Annotated in this window: 17 protein-coding genes; 9 read left to right on the top strand and 8 right to left on the bottom strand. The window is 37.6% G+C overall.

Annotation, left to right across the window (positions count from 1 at the left end; all coding sequences use genetic code 11):
* Positions 1–152: 152 nt before the first annotated feature.
* From thrA to thrC, 3 genes are read left to right on the top strand one after another with little or no spacing between them, the layout of a single operon-like run.
* Positions 153–2597: a bifunctional aspartate kinase/homoserine dehydrogenase I gene (thrA, locus tag IWC72_RS12350; protein WP_194529956.1), complete on the top strand. Its 2445-nt coding sequence runs from the start codon at positions 153–155 to the stop codon at positions 2595–2597.
* A gap of 2 nt (positions 2598–2599) precedes the next feature.
* On the top strand, positions 2600–3520 hold the full coding sequence (locus IWC72_RS12345; protein WP_194529955.1) for a homoserine kinase: 921 nt from the start codon (positions 2600–2602) through the stop codon (positions 3518–3520).
* A 2-nt stretch (positions 3521–3522) separates the two neighbouring features.
* Positions 3523–4818 (top strand): threonine synthase, encoded by a 1296-nt coding sequence (gene thrC / locus IWC72_RS12340; RefSeq protein WP_194529954.1) that lies wholly within the window; start codon positions 3523–3525, stop codon positions 4816–4818.
* Between the two features lie 44 nt (positions 4819–4862).
* Here thrC and IWC72_RS12335 read toward each other — a convergent pair whose 3' ends face one another.
* Positions 4863–6476, bottom strand: coding sequence for an aminopeptidase P family protein (locus IWC72_RS12335; RefSeq protein WP_194529953.1), 1614 nt, complete (start codon positions 6474–6476; stop codon positions 4863–4865).
* 128 nt (positions 6477–6604) lie between these two features.
* Here IWC72_RS12335 and gcvT point away from each other — a divergent pair, with 128 nt between their 5' ends.
* From gcvT to IWC72_RS12310, 5 genes are all read left to right on the top strand, one after another.
* The gene (gene gcvT, locus IWC72_RS12330) at positions 6605–7690 is read left to right on the top strand and encodes a glycine cleavage system aminomethyltransferase GcvT (protein ID WP_194529952.1); all 1086 of its coding nucleotides are present in this window, start codon (positions 6605–6607) and stop codon (positions 7688–7690) included.
* Positions 7687–8601, top strand: coding sequence for a glutaminase (locus IWC72_RS12325; protein ID WP_194529951.1), 915 nt, complete (start codon positions 7687–7689; stop codon positions 8599–8601). Before gcvT ends, IWC72_RS12325 begins: the two co-directional genes overlap by 4 nt.
* Before the next feature lie 3 nt (positions 8602–8604).
* Positions 8605–9426 (top strand): sugar nucleotide-binding protein, encoded by an 822-nt coding sequence (locus IWC72_RS12320; RefSeq protein WP_194529950.1) that lies wholly within the window; start codon positions 8605–8607, stop codon positions 9424–9426.
* A 93-nt stretch (positions 9427–9519) separates the two neighbouring features.
* Positions 9520–9807, top strand: a complete 288-nt coding sequence (locus IWC72_RS12315) for a 4a-hydroxytetrahydrobiopterin dehydratase (protein ID WP_194529949.1) — start codon at positions 9520–9522, stop codon at positions 9805–9807.
* 116 nt (positions 9808–9923) lie between these two features.
* On the top strand, positions 9924–10634 hold the full coding sequence (locus IWC72_RS12310; protein ID WP_194526493.1) for a YebC/PmpR family DNA-binding transcriptional regulator: 711 nt from the start codon (positions 9924–9926) through the stop codon (positions 10632–10634).
* 74 nt (positions 10635–10708) lie between these two features.
* Here IWC72_RS12310 and IWC72_RS12305 read toward each other — a convergent pair whose 3' ends face one another.
* From IWC72_RS12305 to IWC72_RS12275, 7 genes are all read right to left on the bottom strand, one after another.
* Positions 10709–11737 carry a YncE family protein gene (locus IWC72_RS12305; protein WP_194529948.1) on the bottom strand — a complete coding sequence of 343 codons (1029 nt, stop codon included), beginning with the start codon at positions 11735–11737 and terminating at the stop codon, positions 10709–10711.
* Positions 11738–11856: 119 nt separating this feature from the next.
* The gene (locus tag IWC72_RS12300; protein ID WP_194529947.1) at positions 11857–12390 is read right to left on the bottom strand and encodes a 1-acyl-sn-glycerol-3-phosphate acyltransferase; all 534 of its coding nucleotides are present in this window, start codon (positions 12388–12390) and stop codon (positions 11857–11859) included.
* Between the two features lie 84 nt (positions 12391–12474).
* A complete protein-coding gene (locus tag IWC72_RS12295; RefSeq protein WP_194529946.1) occupies positions 12475–13602 on the bottom strand; it encodes an iron-containing alcohol dehydrogenase family protein in 1128 nt (375 codons plus the stop codon).
* Positions 13603–13605: 3 nt separating this feature from the next.
* Complete coding sequence (locus IWC72_RS12290) at positions 13606–14307, bottom strand: HAD family hydrolase (protein ID WP_194529945.1); 702 nt, start codon at positions 14305–14307, stop codon at positions 13606–13608.
* Entirely contained in the window at positions 14298–15011 is a 714-nt protein-coding gene (gene kdsB / locus IWC72_RS12285) for a 3-deoxy-manno-octulosonate cytidylyltransferase (RefSeq protein WP_194531145.1), read from the bottom strand. Before kdsB ends, IWC72_RS12290 begins: the two co-directional genes overlap by 10 nt.
* Positions 15012–15093: 82 nt before the next feature.
* Complete coding sequence (locus IWC72_RS12280; RefSeq protein ID WP_194529944.1) at positions 15094–15669, bottom strand: DUF4126 domain-containing protein; 576 nt, start codon at positions 15667–15669, stop codon at positions 15094–15096.
* Between the two features lie 103 nt (positions 15670–15772).
* Positions 15773–17212: an ATP-dependent DNA helicase gene (locus tag IWC72_RS12275; protein WP_194529943.1), complete on the bottom strand. Its 1440-nt coding sequence runs from the start codon at positions 17210–17212 to the stop codon at positions 15773–15775.
* A gap of 101 nt (positions 17213–17313) precedes the next feature.
* On the opposite strand from IWC72_RS12275, the gene IWC72_RS12270 reads away from it, so the two are divergent.
* A complete protein-coding gene (locus tag IWC72_RS12270) occupies positions 17314–17967 on the top strand; it encodes a hypothetical protein (RefSeq protein ID WP_194526485.1) in 654 nt (217 codons plus the stop codon).
* Positions 17968–17980 lie beyond the last annotated feature (13 nt).

The raw sequence follows: 17980 nt of genomic DNA, 5'->3' as shown, positions 1-17980 counted from the left end.
ATCGCAAACATAACAACTGAATTTTTCTTCACGACCAATGGTTCAATCAACACATTTGGCACCATCACCCCATTGGGGTAGGCAAAAACATATCAGTTCGTTAACGCGTTATTTCGCATCCAATCTATTTTTAAGAGTTAATTTCATCTAACATGAAAGTTTTAAAATTCGGCGGCACTTCTGTTGCCAACGCCTCTAACATTGCATTAGTAAAAAATATAGTATCAAATGCCAATACGGATAAGACCATAGTAGTCGTATCTGCATTTGGTGGCATTACGGACCTTCTGTTAAATGCTGCACACTTGGCCGCTCAACAAAGTGAAGGCTACAAATCCATTTTACAGGAGATTGAGAAAAGACATTTGGATACGACCAAAGAATTAATCAATGTAAACGCACAGAGCAAAGTACTCAGCAAGGTAAAAAGTGAACTGAATACCTTAGAAACCTTAGTAGAAGGGGCATTTTTAATAGGAGAAACCACTCCCAAGCTTTCCGATAAAATCGTGAGCTATGGGGAGCTTTTATCTTCCTACATTATTAGTGAATATTTTGCCCAAGACGGACTAAACGCTGGTTATGTTGATAGTAGGGAACTTATAAAGACAAACAATATTAACGGAAAGGCCATGGTCAATTTTGATTTGACCAACGCTAATTGCGAGACATTTTTCAGCAAAGACAATCACGAAGTTGTGGTTATGGGTGGCTTTATCGCCTCTTCCGAAAATGGAAACTCTACTACCTTAGGTCGTGGTGGTTCCGACTATACCGCGGCAATTGTTGCCGCAGCTGTAAATGCAGAGTTTTTAGAAATTTGGACCGATGTTAGTGGTATGTATACTGCCAACCCTAAACTAGTAAGACAGGCTAAGGCTATTCCACATATATCATATGAAGAAGCAATGGAACTTTCGCACTTTGGTGCTAAAGTTTTATATCCACCAACGATTCAACCCGTTTTGGCAAAAGGTATCTCCATCCTTATAAAAAACACATTCGAGCCTGGTAATTCGGGAACCCTTATTACGAAGAATAAAAACGAAAAAGGCAAGACCGTACGTGGTATAAGTCACGTTGAAAATATAGCTCTTTTATCTTTGGAAGGCCCTGGAATGGTAGGTATACCGGGAACTTCAAAACGGTTTTTTGAAGTACTTTCCCAAGCCGATATTAGTGTAGTTTTAATTACCCAAGCTTCTTCCGAACACTCTATCTGCGTAGGTATTTCCGCAGATGATATTGATAGGGCTACAGAAGTGGTCAACACCGCTTTTGAATATGAAATCGAAAGAGGTAAAATTAAACCGGTAATAGCCGAGAAAGATTTAGCCATCATCGCTCTTGTAGGGGACAATATGAAAAGTCACCAAGGTTTGAGCGGCAAAATGTTCAGTACTTTAGGTAAAAACAACGTCAATTTACGTGTAATTGCACAGGGAGCTTCTGAGCGAAATATTTCGGCTGTCATCAAAAAAGAAGATGTCAAGAAGGCCCTAAATGCATTGCATGAAGAGTTCTTTGAGGAAAACATAAAACAACTGAACCTATTTGTAATGGGTGTTGGTAACGTGGGATCCAAATTTTTGAAGCAGGTGTACCAACAGAAGAAATTCTTAAAAGAAAATCTTAAGCTGAATATACGGGTGGTTGGAATGTCCAATTCCCGTACGATGGTATTCAATGAAACCGGAATTCCACTTAAAGATTGGGAGGCCGAATTAGCCGCTGGTGAAAAAGCGGATAAAGCAGCCTTCATGAAAAAGGTAAATGAGTTGAATTACCGCAATAGTATTTTTGTTGATAATACCGCAAGCGCAGAGGTTTCTCAAACATACAACACCTATTTAGGCAATAGCATTTCGGTGGTTACTTGTAATAAAATTGCGTGCTCATCGGCTTTTGAGAATTATCAGGAATTAAAATCGTTGGCGAGGACCTACAACGCTCCGTTTTTGTTCGAAACCAACGTGGGTGCAGGATTACCAATTATTGATACCTTAAAGCATTTGATTGCTTCTGGTGATAAAATCCTAAAAATTCAAGCGGTACTTTCTGGAAGTCTGAACTTTGTATTCAACAATTTTAATGATAAAACTACTTTTCATGATATTGTAAAACAAGCACAGGAAGAAGGTTACACGGAACCCGACCCAAAAATAGATTTGAGCGGTGTTGATGTTATGCGGAAAATATTAATTCTTGCTAGAGAGAGTGGGAATCAATTAGAAATTACCGATATCGAAAATAAATCGTTCTTGCCACAAGAAAGCCTTGATACTGATAACAACGATGACTTTTTTGCTTCGTTGATAAAGTATGAGGATGATTTTCAAGCCATGTACAAAGAAGCTCACGATGCGGATAGCAAGCTAAAATATGTGGCTCAGTTCGAAGACGGAAAAGCTAGTGTAGGACTACAGGCTATACCAAAAGGACACGATTTCTATAACTTGGAAGGAAGTGACAATATCGTTTTATTTTACACGGAGCGCTACCCGAACCAACCGATGATTATTAAGGGTGCCGGTGCCGGTGCCGATGTTACGGCATCCGGTATTTTTGCCGATATCATCAGAATTGGAAATTTCTAGTCATGGAAGAAATCAAAGTTTTTTGCCCAGCCACAATAGCCAATGTTTCATGTGGATTTGATGTTTTAGGTGTCGCTCTTGATAACGTAGGCGACACAATGGTTATTCGTAAAACCCAAGAAAAAGGCATACGAATCACCAAACTTGAAGGTCAAGATTTACCTATGGAAACGCTTCAAAACGTTGCAGGCGTAGCAGGTTTGGCATTATTGGAAAAAAGTGATTACGAAGGTGGGTTTGAAATAGAAATCTATAAAAAAATAAAAGCCGGCAGCGGTATTGGAAGCAGTGCAGCCAGTTCCACAGGTGCCGTTTGGGCCATGAACGAACTGCTAGGGAAGCCTTTTTCAACGCTTGAACTCGTTCAATTTTCTATGGAAGGTGAACGATTGGCGAGTGGTGTAGCCCATGCCGATAATGTAGCTCCTGCCCTATTTGGCGGTTTTACGTTGGTACGCAGTTACAGCCCATTGGATATTGTCCCCATTCATACACCTAGTAATCTGTATGCAACGGTAATCCATCCGCAGATAGAAGTTAAGACGTCGGATTCGAGAAAAATACTAAAAACCAATATTACTTTGGCGGACGGCATCAAACAATGGGGTAATGTAGGCGGACTCATAGCCGGACTATATACCGAAGATTACGACCTCATCGGACGCTCTTTAGAAGACCATATTGTTGAACCCATCCGTTCGATTCTTATACCTGGTTTTGACCAAGTCAAAAGTGAGGCGCTAAAGGCCGGTGCTTTAGGTAGCGGCATTTCAGGGTCGGGTCCCTCTATTTTTGCATTCAGCAAAGGCATAGATACCGCAAATAAAGTTGCTCAGGCAATGAAAGAAGTGTACAAGAACATTGGAATAGATTATGATGTTCATGTTTCTAAAATTAATAGTCAAGGAATTAAGACCATATAGTAATGAATTTTTACAGTCTGAATAAAAAAGCTCCTGAAGTTTCATTTAAGGATGCCGTAATAAAAGGAATTGCACCTGATAAAGGGCTTTATTTTCCTGAGAAAATAGAGCCTTTGCCAAAGCGTTTCTTTGAACAAATTGAAGATTTAACGGATCATGAGATTGCCTTTAATGCAATTCATCAATTTGTATCCAAGGAAATACCAAATGAAAGGCTTCGAGAAATCATTGCCAAAGTACTTGACTTTGATTTTCCTGTTGTAGAAATCGAAGAAAACGTTTCTACCTTAGAACTTTTTCATGGGCCAACTATGGCTTTTAAAGATGTAGGTGCCCGTTTTATGGCCAACTGTCTGGGTTACTTCTCTGAAGGAGAAAAGCAAGATGTGACCGTGCTAGTAGCTACTTCTGGTGATACCGGAGGTGCCGTTGCCAATGGCTTTTTAGGTGTGGAAGGAGTACGTGTTGTTATTTTATATCCTGACGGAAAAGTTAGTGACATTCAAGAACGACAATTGACCACATTAGGGCAAAATATAACCGCTCTTAGAGTTGATGGTACTTTTGATGATTGTCAGAAAATGGTAAAGACCGCATTTTTAGATGAAACGCTTCTAGAAAAGATGCAATTGACCTCTGCAAACTCTATTAATGTGGCACGTTGGCTGCCACAATTATTCTACTTCCTTTTTGCTTATAAACAAGCGAAATCACAAGGAAAGGAAATTGTCTTTTCTATACCAAGCGGAAACTTCGGAAACGTTTGTGCCGGAATGGTTGCGCAACGTCTAGGTATGCCTGTAAAGCATTTTATAGCTTCTACCAACGTAAACGATACCGTACCCGAGTTCATGAAGACTGAGGAGTACAAGCCAAAACCATCTACTGCAACAATATCAAATGCTATGGATGTAGGTGACCCAAGTAACTTTATTCGCATTAGACATTTATACCAAGACAATTTTGAGGCACTAAAAGAAAACCTTTCTTCGTATTCCTTTTCAGATGCCGAGACTAAAGAGACCATGAAGAAAATATACGGTGAAAGCGGATATGTTGCGGACCCGCATGGTGCCGTAGGCTATTTAGGTCTCAAAAAGTATCAAGAGTCGCATCCTGATGTTTATGGTATTTTCTTAGAAACCGCGCATCCTGTAAAATTCTTGGACGTTGTAGAAGAAACTATTGGACAAACGGTTACTATCCCTGGGCAGATTAAGAAAGTGATGGATAAAGAGAAGAAATCCATATCAATAAAAAAATACGAAGAACTAAAACAATATCTGTTGAACAGATAAGATTTAAAAAGCCCCTAAAGAAGTTTCTTTAGGGGCTTTTTTTATTAGTTTAAAGTTGGAAGTTCAAACTTGTCCAACGGACTCGGTTGCTTCATTACTTTTTCAATTTCTTCTGCCTTTCTAGGCGCCATAGCGGAAAGATTCACGGGGCCATTTTTTGTAATAAGAATATCATCTTCTATACGTACGGCAATTCCCCACCACTTTTCATCGCAATCACTGCCTTCTGGAATATAAATTCCAGGTTCAACGGTAATTACCGTATTCTCTTGAAATGGTTGATACGTGCCCTTATCATGAACATCTAATCCTAAATAATGTGAAGTTCCATGCGGAAAATAGATACGTGCATCTTCTTCTTTAGTTATGATTCCTAATTTCATTAAACCTGCGGTAACTACTTTACTGGCCGCTTCTCCTGGCGCCTGAAACGGTGCTCCAAGGGTACTTGCCTTAATCCCGGCTTCCTGCGCATCGTAAACAATGTCGTATATCTGTTTCTGTTCCTTTGAAAATTTTCCATTAGCAGGTATCGTTCTCGTAACATCCGCCGTGTAACCGTGGTATTCCGCACCTAAATCCATCAACACCAAATCATTCCCTACTTCTGGTTTGTTGTTTTCAATATAATGCAAAATACACCCGTTATGACCACCTCCCACTATGGACGGATAACCCTCATATTCTGCACCGTACTTTTTATATACATATTCGTGTACTCCTTGAATCTCGGTCTCTGACATATTTGGGTGCATGGCTTTCATTACTTCAACTTGGCCCACTGCCGAAATTTCAATTGCCCTTTTTAACAAGACCATTTCTTCCGCCAATTTGGTTTCCCGTAATGAAGCTAAAATTTCATTCAACATGGAAGAGTTTAAATTATTGGCATCTAGCTTTAGACTTACCTTCTCCTTTATTTCACTTCTTAATTTATCATCTTCGGCATTTACAAAACCACTTATAAGTTCATCTTCCTGAAGTTTTTCATCCCTGTTAAGGTATCTCCCTAAAATTTGCGCCACATTGGCGCTATTCTCGACATCCGTAGATGTAATCATAGAATAGAACCTGTCTTTAGAACTATCAAAATCAGCAGGGTAATCAACTTTCGTTTTAAAGGTTTGAATCAAATTATACAAATCCGCTTCATCACTTGAATCCCGATAATCGTTTTCGAAATCAAAAAACAATACTTTGTCAAATTCCTGAAAGTTCACTGGAATATCCTCAAAAGCACTTCCGTTAAAAGCTGTCTTAAAACCGAGTTTACTTTTTACTCCTTCAATTCCTAATCTTTTTCCGTTCCATTGCTCCGCCTTAGGGTTTCTTTCTTGCACATATATTAACTCGTTACCTTCAACCCCCTTTGTGGTCTGGTCTTCAGAAAAAATAAGCAGTACTGCATTGGGCTCATTGTAACCGGTCAGATAATAAAAGTTAGGGTCTTGATGGTACACATAGTCCACATCATTAGCTCGGTTTCTAACCGCATTTGCAAATATCACGGCCACACTATTTGCCGGCATCATTTTTCTAACTTCATCTCTTCTGCCTTTGTGAAAATCTGCCGAAAGAAAATCGGATGGTTGATCTTGCGCTATAATTGTTAAAGGTGCCAATAACAACGCTACTATGAAATAAAGTAATCTTATCATGGTATTTATTTTTAGAAAGTTGATTATAGTATTAGGTAATTTACAAAGATTGGGTAAAACATAACAAACCGCAATTATACAATAGTTAAATATTTCAATAGCTTTGTAATCCTAAAAATAGAAGTGCAATGAAAAATACTGCGTTAACCCAGACCCATGAAGCCTTAGGTGCAAAGATAGTACCTTTTGCAGGCTATAATATGCCTGTTTCTTATGAAGGTGTCAATGTAGAACACGAGACTGTACGTAAAGGCGTAGGTGTTTTTGATGTTTCTCATATGGGGGAGTTTTTAATCGAAGGGCCAAATGCTTTAGATTTAATTCAAAAAGTATCTTCTAACGATGCTTCAAAACTTACTATTGGCAAGGCTCAGTACAGTTGCCTACCCAATGAGACAGATGGAATTGTGGATGACCTTATCATATATCGCGTGAAGGAAGAAACTTATCTTTTGGTAGTTAACGCATCAAACATTGATAAGGACTGGAATCATATTTCAAAGTACAATGAGGAAATAGGTGCTTCTATGCGCAATATTTCAGACGCATTCTCTCTTTTGGCCATTCAAGGCCCGAAAGCTATTGAAGCTATGCAATCGTTGACGTCGGTAGATTTAGCAAGTATTAAATTCTACAATTTTGTTGTTGCAGATTTTGCAGGTATTGAAAATGTTATCATATCGGCAACTGGATATACCGGTTCTGGTGGATTTGAAATCTATTGCAAAAACACTGAAGTGTTACAAGTTTGGGACAAGGTTTTTGAAGCTGGTGCGGATTACGGTATAAAACCTATTGGTCTTGCCGCTAGAGACACACTACGCCTTGAAATGGGGTATTGTCTTTACGGAAACGATATAGATGATAGTACTTCTCCTTTTGAGGCGGGTTTAGGTTGGATTACCAAATTCACCAAGAAATTCGTTAACAGCGAAGAGTTAGCCAAGATAAAAGCGCACACTCCAGAACGTAAACTTATAGGTTTTGAACTAGATGAAAGAGGTATACCTAGACAAGGGTATGATATTGTAGACGGACAAGGAAATAAAATAGGGGTTGTTACTTCGGGTACTATGTCTCCATCTTTAGGAAAAGGAATTGGTTTAGGCTATGTGCCACAAGTTTTCGCTGAATCTGGCTCTAAAATAAACATTCAAGTACGCAAAAAAGCGATACCTGCAACTGTTGTTAAGCCCCCGTTTTACAAGGCATGATAGATTATCAATCCATAATAGATACAATTGTAACTCATTCTAAAGAAGCAACCAACAGAGGCATCGTAGCTTCTTATATACCAGAACTAGCTAATGTAAGTTCTCAGAAATTCGGTATTTATATTCTTGATGCTAACAAGAAGAGTTATAGTTCTGGAGAGGCGTTGGAGGGTTTCTCTATTCAAAGTATTTCTAAAGTACTTACACTTGCCTTTTCTTTTGGTTTAGTAGGCGATGAATTGTGGAAAAGAGTAGATGTTGAGCCTTCTGGTGACCCGTTTAATCACTTATCGCTTTTAGAACAAGAAAATGGCATTCCCAGAAACCCTTTTATAAATGCAGGGGCCATAGTTATTGCAGATATACTGGTATCTAGATTAAAAAAACCTAAAGAAGAATTTCTAAGTTTTATACAAGAGCTAACAAATGATTCTTCCATTCGTTATAATGAAAAGGTTGCATTGTCGGAAAAAAGAACGGGGTATAAAAATTACGCAGCAGCAAGTTTATTGAAATCCTACGGAAATCTACATAACGATGTTGAATCTGTTCTTGACTTTTATTTCTATCAATGCTCATTAGAGATGAACTGCCAACAGCTCACCAGTGCATTTTATATCTTCATGAACCATGGTAAATGCCAAAGAGGAAAAATATACCTTACCACAAATCAGGTAAAGCGTATAAATGCGTTAATGTTAACGTGTGGCTTTTACGATGAAGCAGGTGAGTTCGCTTTTGAAGTAGGGTTACCCGGTAAAAGTGGTGTAGGCGGTGGTATCGTAGCTTTACTTCCCAACACGTATTGTGTTGCTACTTGGTCCCCTGGTTTGAATGCCAAAGGAAATTCTAAATTAGGTATGGCCGCCCTCGAAGAACTAACTACCAAAACAGGACACTCAATTTTTTAAGGATTGGAGATAAAAAAAATTTTAATACTTGGCGGAAGCGGCTTTTTAGGTAACGCTATTTATAAGGAACTATACCCTTATTTTAATACGTTTGGCACCTATAATTCTGCAAGAAGGTCGTTTGATAAAAATCAGCAATTCTTAAAGTATGATATGGAAGAGGATGACATATATAGCATCCTCGAAAATCTAAAGCCGCAAATTATTATCTCTGCAGTTCGAGGCAATTTTGCCGCTCAAATTACAGCACACCAACATATTGTAGAATATCTAAAGGCTAATGATTGTCGTTTATACTTTATTTCTTCGGCCAATGTTTTTGACGCCTATAGAAAATACCCATCTTACGAGCATGACAAAACCCTTTCCGAAAGTGTGTATGGAAGGTTCAAGATAAAAATAGAGAACATGTTGCTAAGGTTGCCCCAAAAGAAAATGGGTATACTACGCGTGCCTATGGTTTTTGGTAATAGCTCTCCACGAATAAAGGATATAAAAAAATACATCTGGGACAATGAACCTGTTGAAGTTTTTCCGAATCTAGTTTTGAACGTTACCAATGATGATAAGCTAACTCAACAAATTCATTACCTCATCAATAGAAATAAAACTGGAATTTTCCATTTAGGCAGTAAAGACCTTGTACATCACGAAGATTTTATAAAAGAAGTAGTTGATCGCATTGGCGAGTTCACACCTATCTACAAACGGGTATTTACAACAAATGAAGAGCGCTATCTTGCTGTACTTCCTAAAGACAATAAATTACCTAAAAATTTACAGTACGGTTATCAAGATATTATTGATCATCACGTAATGCGATAGCATTAAAAACAATCGCTTTCCAGACCTTTAAGAGATTTGATTTATGTAATTTGATGATTATTATAATTATGTTAAAACCTTAATCTGAATACTATGAAAAAACTATCGGAACAAGAAATCGAAAGTAAACTTGCGAAACTTAGTGGTTGGGAATATGTAGATGGTGCTATTGAAACCTCTTTTGAATTTAAAGATTTTAAAGATGCTTTTTCCGTCATGACACGAATTGCCTTTGAATGTGAGGCTCAAGGGCATCATCCTGATTGGAGCAATGTTTACAACTCCCTAAACATTAGACTTAACACTCATGATGCCGAGGGTATAACCGAAAAAGATTTTAATCTCGCCCACAGCATTGAAAAGATAATTGAAAGCGAATAAAGGCCTCTAAAATTCTCACGAATCGGATGTCTTTTGAGTTGATACAGTTCAGTTACTTGCAACCGTTACCATTTTTATTAAATTTGCTACCTTCAACAAATATTTAGTTACAAATTATGGGAAGAGCTTTTGAATTTAGAAAAGCACGTAAAATGAAGCGATGGTCAGCAATGTCCAAAGCTTTTACGCGTATAGGCAAGGACATTGTAATGGCAGTAAAAGAGGGTGGACCAGACCCAGATTCTAATGCCAAATTAAGAGCGGTTATACAGAATGCCAAATCTGTTAACATGCCTAAGGACAATGTAGAACGTGCTATTAAAAGAGCTTCTGACAAAAGTCTTGGTGATTATAAAGAAGTGCTTTTTGAAGGTTACGCACCGCATGGCATTGCTATATTGGTTGAAACCGCAACGGATAATAATACAAGAACCGTTGCCAATGTTCGTAGTTACTTTAATAAATGCGATGGTAGTTTAGGAACATCTGGTTCGGTAGAATTTATGTTTGACCATACCTGTAATTTCAGAATTCCAGCGGAAGGTATTGACCCTGAAGAACTAGAATTGGAACTTATAGATTTTGGTGCAGAAGAGGTTTTTGTTGATGATGATGGAATCTTGATTTACGCCCCTTTTGAAAGCTTTGGAGCTATTCAAAAAGAATTGGAAAACAGAGAGATTGAAATTCTATCTTCCGGATTTGAGCGTATTCCACAAGTAACCAAACAACTTACGGAAGAAGAAGCTGCCGACGTTGAGAAGCTTTTAGAAAAAATTGAAGAAGATGATGATGTACAAAACGTATATCACACCATGCAAGAGTAGTGTAACTCTTTGTTTATAAAGCAAAAAAGCGACCAGAAATGGTCGCTTTTTTATACTTATCATTTGTTTTAGTCTTACTTACTTGAGTAGAAGTAAAGTGAAGAAGCAGAAGCTAAACTATTGTTCACTGAAGGTGCAATATCTCCGCCAGCGTTTGCATTTGAGAAAGCCAATACACGACCACCTCCATTAGCTGCTTCAGCTATAAAGACCATTTTTGAATCAGCATCGTACTCAGCTGCTACCGGATTCCCCAAAAAGGTACTTGCACCAGCAACTCTAATTTGGTTATTGGCTACCACCATAGTTTCTCCATTTGCTACAGCGCCAAATTTGGAATCAAAATCCGAAATAATATGAAACGCTCCATCAGAATCAGATGCGGCATCTCCAACATCTGTAAGAATCATTGTTCCATTATCATAAGCTAAACCATGCGTACGCACGATTCCTTCTATAGCAATACGTTTTGATGCGCTAATTGCTGTAGTAGTCGTATTTGTAGCTACAAAGTCAGTATAAACAGCTAACTCGTTTGTCTTATCGACTACCGCATATAAATCATCGCCCACTATTTCAATTCCCCAAAGGGCAAAATCCGTAGTAACTACGTTCCTCAAACTAATTTCTCCGTTACTTCTAGTATAGATAAATAATCTTCCATCTGGTGTGTCTGCATTACCATCTACATCGGCATTATCGGCAACTACAATGTAATCGTCGTCAACAGCAATATCTCTTGGACTTTCTAAATCCGCAGAGCTAGAAATAGAGGCTGTAATTGTAGCATCTACCAAAAAAGTAGAAACATCCGCAAATGCGTTCAATTGATTAGAAGACCTTGACGCTTGAATGATTTCATCTGTATCATCATCATAATAAATACCTTCCGCAGCAGTAGAAGTTGTAGTCAAAGTACTCACCTCTCCACTGGTCATATCATAGACCGTAACGTTTCCGTTACTATTGTTGGAAGCGAATAATTGCACTTGTTGTTCATCTTGCTGGTCCATTTCAACTGTATCGTCATCACTATCACATGAAACCATTAAGAAAGAACCTATTGTGATTGCTAAACCGAGTTGTATTGCATTTTTTTTCATCTGTTCGTTTTTATATTTAACTATACCTACGAGGAATGAACAAGATGGTTTTAAAAAAAATGTTAAAAGTTGAAGACTGAATATAACATAATAACTACCAGATAATTAAAACGAAAAAACTATCTGGAGACTTTACCTTCTACCCCTTTAAAAAATTCTTGATAGACTGCAAAATCGGCCTCTTTATCTGCGGTAGTAAATAATGGTTCTGAAATTTTGACTTGCTTTTTCCCAAAGTCAAAAGCGACTAAAACAATAGGTACCTGAGCTCCTTTGGCTATATAGTAAAAACCCGTTTTCCATTTATCAACTTTCTTCCGGGTGCCTTCAGGAGCAATTGTTAATCTAAATTTCTCCCGCTTTTGAAAAACCTTTACCGTGGCCGAAACCATATCATTATTCTTGCTACGATCTATAGGCTCACCTCCTAAACGTCTAAAAATATAACCGAAAGGAAATGTAAAAAGGCTTTTCTTACCTACAAAGTTGATTTGCTCATCCCATACTTTTCGGATAAGCAATCCAAGAAAAAAATCAACATAACTGGTGTGAGGCACCACAGCAATGACGAATTTATTTAAATGGCTCGGGAATTCACCCACCATTTTCCAGCCCATCACCTTGAAATATATAAAACTTGCCAGTTTTTGCATAGGAGAATTACTTTAAAGTTGGAATAAGGTAAACACCTTACAGTACCTGTAAAATCAGCACTTCACTTACCAAAATGGGTAAATCTATATTTTTCTATAGATGGACTCTAATTTCTCTGGAGTAATAGTATCTCTCCAATTCTTACCTAAAGCATTTTCCCATAGTGGAACCATGTTCATAGCAACTTTAATCATTGTATCAAACTCCGCTTCACTTAATTGAGAGCAAATTCCCGTAGGCAACTCAATACCATGTTTATCTTTCATTTTATTAAAAAGTGCTACACCTTCTGGATAAAACTCTTCAAGATGTTGAAAAACCAGGCAATTACCAATACCATGCTTAACCCCCAACAGATAACCAAGACCGTAACTCATAGCATGCGCCACACCTACTTGAGAATAGGCAATACTCATACCTCCATGCCAAGATGCCATCATTAATTTATCTCTAGATTCTTCTTCCGATAAATCACCTAAATACACCTCTTTACATAAGTCTAGTGCTTTCTCACCATAACTTTGGCTAAAAGCATTCAAATATGTACCTGTTAACGATTCAATACAGTGAATATAACAATCCATACCGGTATAAAACCATTGCTCTTTTGAAACCCCTTTTGTTAAATCTGGGTCTAAAAGAACCTGGCCGAACGTGGTATAATCTGAATTGATTCCCAACTTTTTCTCCGGCCCCAATAAAACGGTAGTTCTAGAAACTTCAGCCCCTGTTCCACTTATGGTTGGTATACCTACGTGAAAAATTGATGGCTTTTGAACTAAATCCCACCCTTGGTATTCCGAAGAGCTACCATTATTGGTCAATAAAATAGCAACTGCTTTTGCTAGGTCTAGTAAAGTACCACCTCCAATACCAACTATACCAGAAGGTAAATCTTGATATTCATTTTTAATTTTATCCACTAAGGCATCAACTTGAACCGTTTTGGGTTCTTCTTCCGCCGAAATAAAAATAATTTGATCATTGAAGATTAAAGGAATTCTTTTAGCCAATTCCGTATTTTCAAAAACATCATCAACCAAAAAAATGAAAGGTGCTTCAGAATGCTTCCGCTTGGGCATTAAAACATCTCCCAACTGATCAAAACTTCCCTTGCCAAAAACCACTCTAGGTACCATCGGAAAGTTCTTAAATTCCGTTTTCTGACCTACAGCTACCTGTTTTACTTGCATATCTTTCTTTACCTCCATATCCTATTTCAAATACTCTAATATATCTGATAATTTATTTATTTTCAGATAATTATAATCCCCATCATTAATCTTCACTTGTTCATGTTCCCACGTTGTATGAAACGGAACATGAACGGCTTGTGCCCCAATTTCAATTAATGGCAAAACATCAGATTTCAATGAATTTCCTATCATCAAAAACTCCTTCACATCAATTTCTAGATGATCCAGCAAATGTTGATAATTCTCTTCTTTCTTATCACTTAAAACCTCCACATGATGAAAAAATTCTGAAAGCCCTGACTTCTCAAGTTTTCGTTCTTGATCTAAAAGGTCGCCTTTAGTCAAAACTATTAAGCGATAATTACCGCTTAATTTACGTAAAACTTTTCTTACGCCATCTAATAATTCTACTGGTTGCCGTAACATTTCTTTACCAAGATCTAAAATACTTTCAATAGTCTGCTGTGAAACCTGATTATTAGACAGCTCTAAAGCAGATTCTACCATAGAGAGCATAAAACCTTTTACACCGTAACCATACAGCTCAAGGTTTTTAATTTCCATTTTGAATAATTCTTGGTCAATTTTATTTTTAGTCTCGTACCCTTCTAGAAGTTCACTAAATTTTTCCTCTGCTTCTCTAAAATAGGTCTCATTAACCCACAAAGTATCATCGGCATCAAAGCCAATAACTTTAATTTTACTATAATCTACCTCCATGCTTGTTGCGCTCTTTTCAAATCTTCCGGGGTATCAATCTCAATTCCAGAAATGGTAGTTTCTACCATTTTAATTTTTTTACCATACTCTAAATAGCGAATGGCCTCAATCTTCTCTATTGCCTCTAACGGCGACATAGGCAGTTGCTGAAAAGCCATTAAAGCACTTTTCCTAAAGGCATATATGCCTTTGTGCTTATAATAAACACTTTCTATTTCTTTATTTCTAGGATAAGGAATTGGTGAACGGGAAAAGTACAGCGCAAAATTACGGTTATCTACAATGACTTTAACCGTATTAGGGTTACTTATTTCTTCTTCATCCGTAATTCTAACCATTAAAGAAGCTAGGTCTATTTCTTTCTCTGGATCCTTTTTAAATACCTCTAAGACGCTCGCTAAGCTCTCTCTATCCGTAAAAGGTTCATCACCTTGAACGTTTACGATAATATCTACGTCCATATCAGTAACCGCCTCTGCAATTCGGTCACTTCCGCAGTCATGCTCTTTTTGACTCATTAAAGCCTGTCCTCCTGCATTAGTTATGGTATCAAAAATGACTTCACTATCCGTTACTACATATACTTCATCAAACAATTTGGTGTTAATCGCTGCTTCATAGGTACGTAGAATTACGGGCTTCCCAGAAAGGTCTTGCATTAATTTTGCAGGAAATCTAGATGCCGCATAACGGGCCGGTATCATGGCTATTATTTTCACTCTGTATTGATTATCGTTAACTATTCTTTTTTTTTACGGATGAAAACGGCATTCAAAAACTGAACTATTAAGCTGATTCATTCCGTTTTGGTCTTAATTTTCGGTAAATACGAAAAATAACAACCAATATAATTATAACTAAAACTACTGCAAGAATCGGTGCAAATATAGAAGCTGTTGTTACAACTACCGCCGTACCTGTCTCTACAGTTGATACTAGTGGATTTGCAAGTCCACCAGTTGTAGCCGTTGACGCCAACCTACTGGTTGCTCCTGCCCCTTTAATGGCCGTTGCCGTTCCTCCGCCCGCTATAATTGCCAAAGACCAAGTGACTACAGGGTCCAAATCCGCAACCGTGGACACCATTACTGCGGTACCTGCTATTGCCGCCAAAGGCACTGCAAAGCTATCCAAAACATTATCTATCCAAGGTATGAAATATGCGAAAATTTCTACAAAAGTAGCGGCGCCTAATGTAACCAAAGCAGCCAAACTACCTATCCATTGCCAACTTTCATTCAATTCCCATACACCTGTGTAAGAGGCAAGACTCAATGCAAAGAGAGGCAAGAATACACGAAAACCCACCGAAGCGGCCAAACCTATACCCAAAAAAATACTGGTAATAGTTTCTAATGTCATGATAGTATTGAATTATTTTCTGGCGAGTGTGAGATTGAAATGGAAAACTTCTTAAACGAAAAAAACCGATTCTATCCCACACTTTTCATGGTCGCAATTTAGCCTATTCCGAACCAACAAAAAAATCATCCTTAAAACCAATGAGATACAGTTGTTTTTTTGCCCTGGTAACAGCAGTGTACAACCAACGCAGGTACTCTCTATCCACTCCGTTAGGCAAATACGGCTGTTCTACAAAAACCGTGTTCCATTGTCCCCCTTGAGATTTATGACACGTAATAGCGTATGAAAATTTTACTTGCAAAGCGTTAAAATACTTGTTGTTCTTCACGCCCAGAAACTTCTTGTATTTGGAAGATTCATCAACAAAATCCTTCATTACCTCCTGATAAAGTCGGTTTCCTTCTTCATATGGAAGTGAGGGTGTTTCAGCCTTTATGGTATCCAATAACAACACTGTTTCAAAGGGTTTTTGGTTAGGATAATCTACCATTTGTACTTTTACCTCAGCAAACCTAAAACCGTACAATTCTTTAATTGCAAACAACTCAAGCACCTCTATAATATCACCATTTGCAATAAAACCGGCCTCTGTATTCGGAGATAACCAAAAATAATTATTCTTGACTACCATCATATAATCTCCTACGGAAATCTCGTTTTCTAAAAACAAAATCCGACTACGGATATTCTCATTATAGAGGTTTGCCCTTTTATTTGACCTTACTATAAAAGCAGTTTCTTCTTTTCCGTTTTCAGAATAACTCGTGTCTATTGCCTCTTGTATTTCATATCCATCAACAAGCCTTATAATATCTTTAAAATTTCTCAGGAGAAACTTAAATTCATCTACAAAACTACTTTGTAATTGCTCCCGCAGTAAAGTTGCATTAACCAATATACCAGAGTCTTCGGCCTGACGAACTACTTCGTCCAATTCTAGCCGTACCACCTCCTTATCATAATTCAGGGCTAATTTATCTGGATCTAATGCGGGACTCAAATTCAAATGTACAGGTGGCAACTGAGCGGTATCACCAATTAAAATCAGTTTACAATTATGACCACCATACACAAACTGAATTAAATCATCTAAAAGAGACCCGTTACCAAAGAGCTTAGAATCTGTTGGTGCATCTGGTATCATAGATGCTTCATCAACGATAAAAATTGTATTTCTATGCTTATTAGGTGCCAAAACAAACTGAATACCTCCCCCACCTTGCTTTTTAGGAAAGTAAATCTTTCTATGAATAGTAAAAGATTGCGTATTCGCATAGTTAGACATCACCTTTGCTGCTCTCCCCGTAGGAGCCATCAAAACAGCTTTCATTCTAGTCTTCCACAAACTACTTACCAACGTTCCAACCAAAGTTGTTTTACCTGTACCGGCAAAACCTTTTAACAAGAACACATCGTCCTTTCTGTCAGAAAGTATATACGTTGCTAGTTTCTGTAATGCTAGCGCTTGCTTAAGCGTAGGCTCGTGTGGAAATTTCTCCTTTAAAATTTTATAAAAAGATGCATCGTTCAACGTTGTCATAGGTATCAAAGATAAACAGGATTTTTAGGCGAAAAACTTTTGCGATTGAAAAAAAATTGTAGATTTGTGACAACCACTAAAATATAATTAACACTAGAGAAATGAAGACCATAATTCAAATTGTACTGTGGGTTGCTTGTGTAGGTTTGGCATACCTTATATATCAATCAGTTACAGGCCCTATCCAATTCAACGAAGTTAAAGAACAACGTTTCGGGCAAGTTATTGCTAAATTGAAAGATATTAGAAATGCTCAAGAGGCCTATAAAACGGTCAACAGAAGATATGCTAAAGATTTCAACAGTTTGATTAAGTTTATCGATACTGCAGAGTACACTATTACTCAGCAAAGAGATTCATCTTATATGGAGTTCGATAAAACATACCAAATTGATTTATTGAAAGAAGTAAAAATCATAGATACCTTAGGTACTGTTTCTGTAAAAGATTCACTTTTCAAGAATGATAATCGCTACAAAACCCTTATGGAGGTGCCTTTCGCCAAGAATGGCGAGAAGTTTGAAATGAAGTCTGATGTTCTTACTAAAGGAAATTACAAGGCTCCCGTTTTTGAAGCTAAAGTTGATAAGTCAGTTGTTTTATACGATCAGCAACCTACTCTTTTAAAGAAAGAAAAAGCAGAGATTGGCGTTGAAGAAGTAAACGGAGCATTTGTTAAAGTTGGTTCTTTAAGTGAAGTTAGTACTGCCGGAAACTGGCCTCCTATATATGACAAAAAAAGTGACAATAAATAATACTGGGGAACCA

Source organism: Zobellia roscoffensis, from assembly GCF_015330165.1.
GTDB classification, from domain to species: Bacteria; Bacteroidota; Bacteroidia; order Flavobacteriales; family Flavobacteriaceae; genus Zobellia; species Zobellia roscoffensis.
Note: the sequence above shows the minus strand (reverse complement) of the source record. Positions and strands in the feature narration are given on the sequence as shown.

Coding starts and splice junctions, on each gene's coding strand:
- thrA (WP_194529956.1), top strand. CDS start 153: ATGAAAGTTTTAAAATTCGGCGGCACTTCTGTTGCCAACGCCTCTAAC.
- IWC72_RS12345 (WP_194529955.1), top strand. CDS start 2,600: ATGGAAGAAATCAAAGTTTTTTGCCCAGCCACAATAGCCAATGTTTCA.
- thrC (WP_194529954.1), top strand. CDS start 3,523: ATGAATTTTTACAGTCTGAATAAAAAAGCTCCTGAAGTTTCATTTAAG.
- IWC72_RS12335 (WP_194529953.1), bottom strand. CDS start 6,476: ATGATAAGATTACTTTATTTCATAGTAGCGTTGTTATTGGCACCTTTA.
- gcvT (WP_194529952.1), top strand. CDS start 6,605: ATGAAAAATACTGCGTTAACCCAGACCCATGAAGCCTTAGGTGCAAAG.
- IWC72_RS12325 (WP_194529951.1), top strand. CDS start 7,687: ATGATAGATTATCAATCCATAATAGATACAATTGTAACTCATTCTAAA.
- IWC72_RS12315 (WP_194529949.1), top strand. CDS start 9,520: ATGAAAAAACTATCGGAACAAGAAATCGAAAGTAAACTTGCGAAACTT.
- IWC72_RS12310 (WP_194526493.1), top strand. CDS start 9,924: ATGGGAAGAGCTTTTGAATTTAGAAAAGCACGTAAAATGAAGCGATGG.
- IWC72_RS12305 (WP_194529948.1), bottom strand. CDS start 11,737: ATGAAAAAAAATGCAATACAACTCGGTTTAGCAATCACAATAGGTTCT.
- IWC72_RS12300 (WP_194529947.1), bottom strand. CDS start 12,390: ATGCAAAAACTGGCAAGTTTTATATATTTCAAGGTGATGGGCTGGAAA.
- IWC72_RS12295 (WP_194529946.1), bottom strand. CDS start 13,602: ATGGAGGTAAAGAAAGATATGCAAGTAAAACAGGTAGCTGTAGGTCAG.
- IWC72_RS12290 (WP_194529945.1), bottom strand. CDS start 14,307: ATGGAGGTAGATTATAGTAAAATTAAAGTTATTGGCTTTGATGCCGAT.
- kdsB (WP_194531145.1), bottom strand. CDS start 15,011: ATGATACCGGCCCGTTATGCGGCATCTAGATTTCCTGCAAAATTAATG.
- IWC72_RS12280 (WP_194529944.1), bottom strand. CDS start 15,669: ATGACATTAGAAACTATTACCAGTATTTTTTTGGGTATAGGTTTGGCC.
- IWC72_RS12275 (WP_194529943.1), bottom strand. CDS start 17,212: ATGACAACGTTGAACGATGCATCTTTTTATAAAATTTTAAAGGAGAAA.
- IWC72_RS12270 (WP_194526485.1), top strand. CDS start 17,314: ATGAAGACCATAATTCAAATTGTACTGTGGGTTGCTTGTGTAGGTTTG.